Consider the following 12,118-nt stretch of genomic DNA (forward strand, 5'->3'; position numbering starts at 1 on the left):
AAGGGGCAAAACCGTTATATGTTTTATCAACTAACTAGCATCCAAAGACCCGCTGTTATCATAAATAGATTCTCGGTTAATGAGATAAAACCTAGCGGTACATTGCTGTTGCCACCGACGCACGCGCACTTGAGTTCACGTTTATCTATATATACAGCTTTAAATACTGATACCGCACCAATACCACCAATAAATAACGAGAACGGCGCCACCGCTAAGGCCGGAAGTTTGGCCACCATCCCGATGGCAACATAGGCTTCAATAAAAGGATAAACATAAGCATAAGGCACAACGCGCATGGCAAGTAAGTCATAGGTAATAAATGAGTTTGAAAAGCTATATAAATCTTGTAGCTTTTGAATTGCTAACACCGCCATCGACAGTGCAATAAACAGCATTAAGTTTTGCATAGACAATAAAGCGTCGCCATTGGCATAGCTAAACCCGCAGCTGAGTAATAGTGTGACTGCAAAAATAGCTAACACTGGCGTGTAAGTTGTGCCTTGTTGACCCGCTTTGGTCAGATTGAAAAAATCGCGCAAATCATCGTACCCACCTATACGTTTATCATCAATAAAGGTTTGTGGCGTGGTTTTTACATTATGCTGCTGTTTGAATTCGTCAGTTTGCTCACGGCTGGTTAAGTGACGATCATCAACATCGTAACCATGTCGCTCTAATAAATCTTTTGATTTTAAACCGAAGGGGCAAATATGCTCATCGGTCACCATGCGATATAAAATTGCAGATTTAGACACAGTGCCTCCTTGTAAAAATGCCTTGAGTACTGCGTAAAAGTTGCTTAATTACACAGTAAACAAGGGCAAATTGTTGCTATAACTGAATAGTTACAAGGTTTATGCCAGCACTGTTTATTGCTTAGTTATGGTTAAAACAGCATCCATCACCGGATCGACACCTGCAAAGTAATCTTTTGCAGAAAGTGTAATTGGCATATCGGGCGCTAACCAAATACGATGATCTTCAGCTCTGCTTTGCTGGTGGAACTGGCTCGAAATAAGTCCTGTTTGTTTACTGTATGGTAGGTTAAACCAGCCTGCTTCACCAGCCACGTTAGGGCGGGTGCCTGATGGTTCACCTACAAAAATCGCTGGCACTATATTGGCAATCTTAACTGCTACATCATGGCCTGCCGAAAACGTATTGCGGCCAATTAATATAAATAACTTTCCTTGTGGCTTTAATACTTTAAAAAATGCGGCAGTTGCCACCATAGGTGGGTTGAGCGAGCCATTACCACCACTGTTATGGCGAAGGTCTAGCACCATATGCTCAATGTCATCGTGTTTGATTTGTGCTTGTAGCTGCATAGCAAATTCAGCAAGTGTGAGATCTTTGCTATTTCGCACATCATTGAATTGTACATACAGTAATTTATTCGTTTTGATTTGTTCGCTCCAAAACGGCGTGTTGTTTTTTGCTAAGTATCTAAGCGTAGGGTGTTCAGTAAGTTTTGGTAACTTAGGAAAACCTGCAAATTGCATTGACTTGAGCGCTGGTGTAACTGTGGTGATAGCCCATTTTGGTGAGCTGAGCGTGAGTGTTACCTCGTTACCTTTGCTAATGCCAAGCCCGTTTAGTACATCAAGCAAACTTAAATAATATGGGCCCAACCACAGGGTTTGCATTTCATTATCACGAGCATTAACACGTTTAGTTAACTCAAGGGCTTGATCGGCTGGTGTATCGGCAAATGCTGCAACTTTATAGCCAATATATTGCTGGTAATCACTACTTGCTTTGGTGATGTATAAGCCATCACTAAATTGATAAAACTGAAATGGCAATTGCTGAAAGTTGCCTTTTTCACCCCATGCTGGGATCAATAAATTATGACCATTGCCAAGTAGTGCAATTAGCTCCATAAACTGAAAAATAATTTGCTGATCAATCATAATAGGAATCGCTTTATCAATGCTTGCTACTTTTTCAGCAAATTGTTGAGGGCTTATGTTTTGATACATTGCCACGTGTAAACGTTTAATCTCTGCAGCTAAAAACGCTAAATCGGTGCGCCATTTTTGATCTCGATTGAGTTCAGTCTCCAAATTATTACCTGCAAGTGATTTATAACTGGTTGATTGCGCAAAGCGTTCAAAGTGAGGGTTAGTACCAGATTTAAATAAGCTGGTGCCAGCAAGTGTTGGGCGGTCATCCCATCTTGCTGCCAGTGCTTTTTTGAGCCAATACTCGGCTTGCTGTTGGTTATTAAGCTCTGCGTATGCCTCTGCAATTTTCACCATTAAATCGTTAGGATTACTAGCCCCATTAGGAATGCCTTTTAAGCTAGTCCCAATTGCAAGTGCGCGTTGCAAAGCATTGCTGGCATTTTGATAATCGGCCAATTGAAAATAACTGAGACCAAGTAAATACCAAGTATCGCCATCATTTTGATATTCATTAATGAGCTGTTTTGTGAGTTTATTCACCAGAGCCCAGTTTTGTTGTTTAGCAAATTCTATTGCTGCTGTTTTCGATTGAAAGTAAGCGATTGGGTCTGTTGCACCAACGCGATTTGGTTGCACTTTTAAGGCTTGATTCGTTACCTCTAAAGAATGATTCGTTGCTAACGCAGAACCCGAAAAGTTTATTAATAGGCACAATATTAGTAGTAAAAAATAGGACTTGTACATCTGGAGTCTCAAAGCTGTTTTTTGTTTAAATTAGCGTTTGGGCTGTAAAAAAGCGTCCTAAAACAGGATTTAGGACGTTTTTTGTCTGTTTTATGAGCTGTTTTTTAGTGTTTGCTTCTTAAATTGACTCGGCGTTAATCCCGTTTCTTTTTTAAACACCGCATTAAAAGTCGATTTAGAATTAAAGCCAGCTTGAAATGCCAGTTCTATCAGGCTGAGTTTTTGAGGTGAGTCTTGCTCTATTTCGCGTTTAACATCATTCACTCTATGCTGGTTGATGTACTCACAAAAGTTGTTCCCCGTTGTGCTGTTAATAGCCCAAGATATTTCTTTACTACCGAGCCCTGTTTGATCTGCTAAGTCGTTTAGTGACAGCCTAGGTTGTCGATAAAGCGATTCATTAATAATCAAGTTATCAATGGTTGAGAAAATTTGCTGTGCAAGTTGCTCATCAGACGAATCAGCTTCTTCAGCTTCGGTTTCTTCAGGTAATGTGACAGGCTCGAATTGAAAGCTATTCTTGATGGTGTGGAACAACAAAAAGCTAAACATAAGCAGTAACAGTATTTCGTTTAATAAGTACCAGTACATCTTTAAATCGAGCGGCGTGATTGGTTGCACATTCATGCGCAGCAAATCGAATACGACAATAATGGCAAAAATAAATAATGCTTTGAACAACCACTTTAACTTAAGGCTCTCAGCATCTGAGCGCGCATGCATAAGTTGTTTGTGGTAGCCCTTTAAAGTGCCATAAGCAAAGTAGAAGTAGCCAAGTTGACTGAGCGAACCGAGTAAAATGATCGCCTGCGTGTAGTGGGTAGAGGCCAAGGAAATAGCCGCAGGAATTAAGTGAACCGCGTAGTGTGATGTTATAAAGGGCTGCTTACCTGTAATCGACAAGGTAAAAAAGTAAATCATAGGCCCATACAGTAATGTAAATGCCGGTGTGATTAAGTAATCAGAAAGGCCTAACCCTTCTAACAGGTTAAAGGCGCATACACAGCCTTGAAATACAAATAGCAGCACCAAGGAACGACTTTGTTTTTGGCTATTAATTAATAATGCACCAAATAACATTTGGAACAGAAAGATACTCTGTACAAGGTGTACAGGGAATAAAGAGATTGATTGCAAAGTAGTTTACGTTCTTATTCTTTTAACTGAGTTTAACAACTCACCATCACCTTGTAATCATAGGCATAAAAAAACCTTGTGGCAGCACCACAAGGTTTTAATCTTTGCCCGAAGCCCGAAGCCCGAAGCCCGAAGCCCGAAGCCCGAAGCTTATCTCATAGTACCACCATACTCTGTACATCCAAATCTGGAAATACTCTGGAAACCTACACTTTACCTAGTCTAGAAGGCTTTTCCAGAAAAAGTGAAAAATAGCAAAGAAATTTGGACTTTTTTGAGGTCTGGAAAATAGTTTTCCAGATCTATTCATATTTAATATATCCTAATTTTGACAGTAGCTTTGTCTATCTTTTGATGATTAATTTTTATTATTTAAAGAGTATTTCTTTAGGGGAGCTAGTAAGTATTTCAGCACCCCAAATTAATTGTCATCAGGGAGTTTCATGTTGCGCATATGGTAAATTTGGTTTGCCATTAAGCGTGCCATTTCATTTACACTCAAAAAATCAATTCGTCCATTTGGTAGCTTTCTCATATTTTTTAATCCATCCATCGTTATATTCCCATTGAAATGACATTTACCGTGTTTCATTTGAACACTGAGATAGTGAAATCTCAACTCAAACTCTTCTCTAGTATGGGGAGTATCATATGTCTCAAGCTTCATAACTTCTCCAGTGTTAATTGTAGGTTATATGTGCAACAGTTTTGAAATCAATTTCTAACCGCCAAATAATGTTAGTGTTAATAGCGCGATAGAAAGACTTTTCATTTATAGCAAGGAAGCACCCTTCATTCATCGGTGCTCCTTTATAGTCATCCAATACACGACCTGACTTCCAGTAACCTCTTGTGATGTCAGAGCTATTAATATTGGTAATTTGCATAAAATGATATGCGGGGTTTGCAGGTGTAAACCCTCCAAAATATGCAGGATTGGCTACCACATTAGCGCAGGTGTCAAGGTCACTTACACTGGATTGATTGATTTGTTCGGTAGATAAAAATCTGCCAGAAATCAGTGGGATGCTTTGTTGTGACTCTGCAATATATGCTGTTAGTCTAACAAACTTTAGCTCACCTTCTAACAATAGTCTCTCACAGTAGTCTAAATAAACTTTTCCTTCATGAACTGGAGTAATTTTATTAGATTTAAACCATTTATCAACAGGAGAGTTAAAGTTGATGATGCGTTCTTTGGTTAGTGAATTAGGATTATATTGTCTAAATAGACTCCCTATGTATTCATAGTTCTTTTCAGACGCATTATCAGTAAGCGCTACTTGGAATACATAAAATACTTTATCCTTCCAACGTTGGGGAGGAGTAGTGCTACTAGAGTAACCTTCAGCCAATAACTCTTCCAACTCTAAAGCCTTTTCAATTGGTAATGGTGAGCAGATCTCCCTCATCATCTTTTCGGCTTTAGCTACGACTTCATTATTTATAGCACCATATTGAACAAGTTTATCCCACTCATACTTGATAGTCTCAGCCCATTCTGGTAACTCTATTTCATCATGATTTAAAGAATTATATTTATTAAAACGATGCCTAAGTATGTTTAATGCATCTTGTGCTGATTGAGATTCCTGTATTACAGCTTTATTAGCTAGTTTAGTTAAAACAGAATACCTCCCTGTGTGTCTACAGTTGTTTAATATAGATTCAAAATCTAGCGTGTCCGCAAGTTGATCCCATAACTTTAGATTAAAAGGTATTAGCTCAATTGCACCACAAATAATATCTGAGTGTGATCCTGAGTCCATAGAGAATGCTTTTGGGCTGAAAAATTTAATAAAAGAAGGATAAGATTTTGATAGCCAAGATGTTAACTCAGCTGCTTTTTCTCTTCTTAGCCAAGCAGGGTGGTTAAGAGTATGGCATAAAAGTTGTGTTAGACTTTCCTCAAGACTACTCCCCACTTTATTATTTGATTTTTCCTTTGTGTAGCTAGTAATGTATTCTGAAGTATCTCCGACTATTATATTGATATGCTCAATAGTATACTTTAGTAGTTTATTTTGTATGTCATGTGATGACCGCTTCCCCAGCCAATCAACTAGCCCTTCAGCTATTTGCCAGCGCTGAGTGTTTGTTTCATTTAAAATAAGTGAAGAAAATAGTTTTACTATTTCTGGGACTGAGTCGGTGGTTTGTGCCAATAGAAAACGACTTCTGCTAGTTGTTGATAGGCTTTCTCCCCAAATAGTCCAACCACCACCTTGCATTGCCTCCATCCCTGCTAAAATTTTACTTGTTGCACTCGAGAAATTATTTCGGCGAAGTAAACTCTCAGCGTTATCTAATAACTTCTCTGCAATTTGGGTTACTGACTGTTTACCAAATATACCAGGAATAACCATATCATCAGAGTTACGGCCTAAGTTTTCATCTTTATGCACATCAGCATTTGGAGCTAACGACTCATCATTATCTGTAATTTCCTCTTTTTCAATCTCATTGATCAGAGTTAATTCAGTTTGAAACTTTGTTTCAAACTGCTCTCTGAGTCCCTCGGAAATAATTGAAAAAATTGTATTAATAAACTGAGCTTTACTTAATTCGTCATTAAATTCTGACTCACAGATTATTTCTAATCTATCAAAAGCTTTACTCACTGAACTTTGGTCATCTGAAATATTATTTAAGATTAATCCATATGCTTGGGTAAAGCTGCTATAATGGCGATCGTCTCCAAATTGAAAACATTCTAGAAGAGCCCAGCAAAGCTGCCAGTCAGCAACTTTATAAATATTTTTAACAATCAATACTATGCAATCTTGCTCGTCAAGAGCATTGCCAGGAAAGCGAGATCCCCTAAGTTCATTGAGCCGGTCAATGTTATCTCGAGTGACTTCGATGTGCATCTGTTCTAATGTGCCATATGTTTGTGTAATAAAGTAATCTACAGCAATTTTATACTTACCTTTTACACACAAGGCACCAATAAGATCTCTTTTGGCGTATCTAACAAATCTTTGAAAAGTCATTTCTCCGCTAGCTGCGTCAAGTATACCTGCAATATCTTTGATAACTTCATGTTTTAAGTTCGAAGTAGTACTTAAAGATTCGAGTGCGGTAATGCATAAACCAAATTGGTCCTCTTTATACCAGCTTGGCCCCATTGAAAGAGATAAAACTCTCTCATAGGTTCTTTTTGCTTCCTCTTGTGCGTCTAATTTTTTATATAAAGCAATTATTTCTAAAAGCTCAGGGATCAGTTCATATCTATTTTTAAGATTTTGACTTACATACTTGTTCCATTGATGAACTAAATTGAAAACAAGATCTTCTGATTGAGAATCTATTTTTTTTCTCGTTAAACACTCAATCGTATTCTTAAGTATTCTTCTAAATCCCTCTGAATATATTCCATATTGAGTATCAAACTGAGTATTAAGATGGTTTATTAAATAGCTAATTTTGTTTTCAAAACTTTGAGATATCGTCTCAGCTAATTCCTTGTAAATTAGCGGGAAAATACCCTCAGGTATGTTATATGAATCTTGCCATTGCTCTCGCTCTGACAAAACAAACTTTATATTATCAATAACGCTTTTATTGAGTATATCCCATACATTTTCTAGCTCTTTAGCATCACTACTTTGATTGTATTTTCTTGCTTTGCCACTACACCAAGCAACTATTTTACAGATGGAGCTTATGCTTTCTTCCCAGTTGTTATTAGTGAATGGGATAAAATTCGGACATTTAAAGCAAGTTTTAGCATATGCTTTTAGTCGCCAGTCAGACATGTTTTGAATGAAAAGGTATTCATCACTCGTGATTCCGTCTTCTCCGATGAAGGTAAAGGAGCTCAACTCTTCAATTTCTTTACTAAAGGTTTCTATAATTTCTTTTGGCGCATTGAGAGTTAAAAGAGCGCTAGTAGCTACACTATTTAGTTTATTAACTCCACCACCACATTCAGCAATGATGGTTAGAAGGTCATTAAAAACTACTGTAAGTATACTTCTATTGGCAGTTAAGCCGTAATAGCGACATAACTCAAAATAAATAGGAATCGAGGATAAAATAATTCCTGTGTAGTCACTGATAGGACCTCGATAGATCTTGCGTAGCTCTGAAATAGGCACGTAGTGTTCCAGTAGGCACATTGCGGTTGCTTGGGAGTTAGCTACCATTTCGTTTTTGAACGCATCGCTATACTCTTTATTTTTTGCGTTGGATGAAATAACTTCCGACCAATAAAGTTGAAAGTTCACGAACTTCTTATAAGCGGATTCGTCACCAAGTCGAGTTTTAAGCATGAAAAGTTGAGAGTACAAGCTAAAGAAGTTCATAAATTCGTCATATGGAATCCCATCTCCACTTAATAAATTTTCAAACTTGTCCTCAATAAACATCTCTGTAGTTCTTGTTAGATTGAGAGCTTCTTGATTAGCTTCTTCATTCGAGAGGTGTAAAACTATTTTGAAAGATTCTTGAGGAGGTATTATTAACTGACCATACCTAACTACATGTTGCAAAACTTCTTCTTGTTTCCCAATAGAAATAAGTGCTCCAGCTGTCAAACTAGCTGATTGAGCAAATAAAACGCTATAGCGGAAATTAATTCTTTGGGACAATAATAATATTCGAACTGTTTCAGCTAAATCACCTAACAGTGTTGCAGCCTCTAAGGTTTTATGAATATCAATTTGCAAAGTGTCAGGCTCTACTCCTTGTAGGACACATTTATCTACCCAACTTTGATTACATAATAGAATTACATGAGATTTATCATCATTCTCTATCTTGAGGCCGTGATAAATTAAATTAAGTAAGCCGTATTGACTCTTTTGATTTTTTTCACAAAACTCAAATAGTCTCAGTTGAATACTCTTCTCAAGCAATTGAGTTTTTTCAACCAAAAAGTCTGAAAATGATGAGTGATAGACGGTTGTTTCATTCTCATTTAAAAGTAAGTGTTTTATTCTACTATGAGTACTTATTAGAATAGCTTGTTCGCTTTTATTTAAAATCTCCGAAAAGAAACTAATAGGAATCCCCCATCGTAATCGAGCAACAATTGCTAATAGATTTACCGCAGCTTCATCGTTTTTTAACTGTGACCAAAGTAAATCGTAGTAATTTCGGATTGTTCCATCAATCAGGGGGAAATCAGATAACTCTTTTTTAGTTAATCCTGAGTTTACTAGGTCTATTAAATAGCGAAGGTATAGAGGGTGTCCTTGAGCTCTTTCACAAATTAAGTTTACAGTTTTAGGTACTGCAAATTCATTATATAGGTTGGTATAGCAGAAACTTTGGGCTGAATTATATTTCAGGGGAGGGAGCGAAATACATAAACTTTTATTCAACCTTTGTCCCAATTGAGCTTCAAATTGTTCATAGTTAGGGGCTGCTAGAACAATAATCAAGCCTTTAGGTAGTTGTATTGGTAAAAGCCCAATGAACTTACTTAATAAAGCAGGGTCATGCCGAGAAATTTCGTCAAGCCCATCAATAAATAAAATACCTACTTTTTTATTTAAATCATATTTATTGCAAGCTATGGAAAGGAGCTGTTCTGTTTCTTTTATTAACCTGTGGTAATCATAGTTATCTGTCCTTATAGGAGTCCCGTTTATTAATTTTGATACTTGCATATTTAGCCAATTAAAGAACTCTATAGGCTGTGCTAGCTGTACTGCATTTTTGGACTTCTGACTTTGCGAAAAGCAATAAGTAGCGAAGTGTTCAAGTGAGTCATTCAATGGGGAGTAAGTATCACAAAAAGTGGATTTTCCTATCCCATGAGCGCCGTTAATGAACCTATAACTATTGCAATTTTTGGTGAGTAGTTCATCAAACTGCTTCACGAATTCAAATCGTGAAGCTATGGTTTCATTATTAGACAAACTTTCTTCTTGTGTTATTGGAATATCATTTTGAGCTAAAAAATGTCGTAGTGTGAAAGTTGAAATGACATGTAATGTTTTCTCAATTGAAACTCGAATTATTCCAACGCAAGCTTCATCGCATATTAAAGCAGCTCCAGAAAAGCCTTTATAACTACTTAGAGATAATTCTTGGTTAATACTAATTTCGATGTCAGATTTTAGTTTTGTAGCTTCAAAAGTTTGGATTATTTTTCCTTCTAAACGGTGACCGATTGTTAGTTTAGCTACTGGCCATCCATAAGAGTAGAACTTTGAACCATCTAGTGGCATCTGACAACTGATAGTTAACGGAGTTAAGTCGGGTTCTGAGTCGAGCTCTAATAGAGCTACATCTAAGCTCTCATCATAATCCAGCACTTTTGCTTTGTGAGGTAATTTGGTTGTGCCATATTCAAAAACAACATCAACCTCATTGTTACTCTCAGTCGGATCTTCCAAACAATGGCTTGCTGTCAATACTAATTTTGAAGACACAAGAAAGCCAGTTCCTGACTCCTCACCACATTGAATTCTACATGTCGCTGATTGTGCTGTTTTATCTAGCATCTTAATCCTTTTTGATATTAATCCAATTTGTAGCATTTTCTACAACTGTGAAAGTTGCTCCAGTGGTTGTTTGATAGTTTTTAAGCTTCCTAGATGCTGAGGTTGAATAGTTAAAGTAAATAGTTCTCATAAAATTCGCTTCTCTATCAACGATTGCACAAAGGGGTTCTAAATCGGGGTGATTATGATTTCCACTACCATTAGTTGAAATAAAAAATGCCGGTGCATCTATCAATTTTAGGAGCTCTGGGCTGGTGTTGTGGATACTACCGTGATGAGATATTTTTATTGCATCAAACTCTAAGTTATCGCCTTGAGCTTTCATTGCATTTAATTCAACTATAATATCTTCGGCCCAAGCGTCAGCTAGCATAAGTACTCTAACACCGTCTAACTCAATTATAGTTGCAATTGAACTTCCATTTGTTTTTGACTCATCAGGTGAGTATATATCCTCAAGCTTTATATTTTGGCCAGAAGATGTTAATTCTGGGAGCTTGGTATTTTCTTCTTGCCTATGTTCTAAGCTTAGCTCAAATGCATCATCGACAATTGTATTTGATGTAACAGATTCAGTAAGTCCATAACGCTTTAGCTCTTTTTTCCATGAGTGTAGAAGTTCTTGTAGTCTTAACTTTGTAGGGGTTATAACTTTTATTGAACCATTAGGAAGAGATGTGTATGAATTCTCTTCTACGCATATGTTTTTTAAACCATGTTTCTCATTCCAACAATATCGACCTTTATTTATCAAAGTTGCTAGTGTACTGCCTTGTCTAGCGCTAATTTCTTCTACTTGCTCAGTTTCTGCAATTAAATTCTTGGGGTGACCTCTTCTTATGAACGATTTCAGGATTTCTAAGCTTTCCTGTGAAATTTCAGAACTATTTGGTAATGAAAGGCTTCGAAGACTATTGTGCCAAACTTTTTTGATCGAGATAACTTTACTTAATATTTTACTTTCGTTCAGTAATAAAAGTCGGATAATTCCGCCAATATGATCAGCATCAATATGAGTTACAATAACTAAATCTAGAATATTACCTTTACTCGCTAAGTTATCGAGATCTTGTTTTATGTGTTTATCGAAGGTCTTTGCATAACCGCCATCGATCAAAATATTAGTATCGGAAGAGCAAATCAAAAATGCATCTCCATTTTCGGCTGGGTACATTTTAATTTTCACATTAATTTCCCTTTATTGATTTTTTTAATTCTTGTTTGTTAAAAATATACTCTCAGATCAATTGTTATAAAAGTTAATGTGTTGGCGCAGCACTTAATCCAAAAATATCAAGTTAGTATCAGGTTGTTTATTCTTAAACTTTAGTTATTTAGTTGATTTTTTGAGTTCCTTGATTAGCTCAAGCTTTTTCTCCGTGTCTAACTTTGATATTTCAATTACTAGCTCTGCTGTTGTCTCATCTTCACAGAAAAAATAATTCAATGGAACATTTAGTTCATCAGCGATCTTTTTTAGAGTCGTTAAATCTGGAATATGACGGCCTTTTTCATAGTGGTTCATGCGACCACTCGCTGAGTTTTCATCCATACCGATAAGTATCCCCAGCTGCTTTTGAGTAATACCTGACTTAGCGCGGGCTTGTTTGAGTCTAATTGGGATTGGATTTTGGAACACAAAAGTATCATTTTTTCAGTCTCTAATAGCTTAGATTGTCTAAGTTTTACAATAGTTTGTACACTTAGGAATCCTAAGTCTGATTTGTGGGTATGTTCTTAAAATCACTCTCAAGCATAAAACTTAGTATTTCTAAGTTTTGCATTGTTCTATATACTTAGCAACCCTAAGTTTTCTTAATTGTTGTAGTATAAGAAATGCCCCACGTTATCAAATTAAACCAACATATTTAT

The 12,118-nt window shown here is 36.7% G+C and carries 7 protein-coding genes; all 7 read right to left on the reverse strand.

All coding sequences use genetic code 11. The annotated features are described in order from the left end of the window. Positions 1 to 26: 26 nt before the first annotated feature. Positions 27 to 758, reverse strand: coding sequence for a glutaredoxin family protein (locus H5186_RS05940; protein WP_182760726.1), 732 nt, complete (start codon positions 756 to 758; stop codon positions 27 to 29). 114 nt (positions 759 to 872) lie between these two features. Next, positions 873 to 2,546 carry a hypothetical protein gene (locus H5186_RS05945; protein WP_182794238.1) on the reverse strand — a complete coding sequence of 558 codons (1,674 nt, stop codon included), beginning with the start codon at positions 2,544 to 2,546 and terminating at the stop codon, positions 873 to 875. Between the two features lie 198 nt (positions 2,547 to 2,744). Next, positions 2,745 to 3,791 carry an AraC family transcriptional regulator gene (locus tag H5186_RS05950; protein ID WP_182794239.1) on the reverse strand — a complete coding sequence of 349 codons (1,047 nt, stop codon included), beginning with the start codon at positions 3,789 to 3,791 and terminating at the stop codon, positions 2,745 to 2,747. Between the two features lie 421 nt (positions 3,792 to 4,212). After that, entirely contained in the window at positions 4,213 to 4,458 is a 246-nt protein-coding gene (avs1c, locus tag H5186_RS05955; protein WP_165724367.1) for an AVAST type 1 anti-phage system protein Avs1c, read from the reverse strand. 13 nt (positions 4,459 to 4,471) lie between these two features. Then, on the reverse strand, positions 4,472 to 10,246 hold the full coding sequence (gene avs1b / locus H5186_RS05960; RefSeq protein WP_165724365.1) for an AVAST type 1 anti-phage system protease Avs1b: 5,775 nt from the start codon (positions 10,244 to 10,246) through the stop codon (positions 4,472 to 4,474). A 1-nt stretch (position 10,247) separates the two neighbouring features. Next, positions 10,248 to 11,432, reverse strand: a complete 1,185-nt coding sequence (gene avs1a / locus H5186_RS05965; RefSeq protein ID WP_165724364.1) for an AVAST type 1 anti-phage system MBL fold metallo-hydrolase Avs1a — start codon at positions 11,430 to 11,432, stop codon at positions 10,248 to 10,250. A 144-nt stretch (positions 11,433 to 11,576) separates the two neighbouring features. Beyond that, the gene (locus tag H5186_RS05970) at positions 11,577 to 11,885 is read right to left on the reverse strand and encodes a helix-turn-helix domain-containing protein (RefSeq protein ID WP_165724362.1); all 309 of its coding nucleotides are present in this window, start codon (positions 11,883 to 11,885) and stop codon (positions 11,577 to 11,579) included. Positions 11,886 to 12,118: the final 233 nt, after the last annotated feature.

This window comes from Pseudoalteromonas sp. SG41-2, from assembly GCF_014164535.1.
GTDB classification, from domain to species: domain Bacteria; phylum Pseudomonadota; class Gammaproteobacteria; order Enterobacterales; family Alteromonadaceae; genus Pseudoalteromonas; species Pseudoalteromonas rhizosphaerae.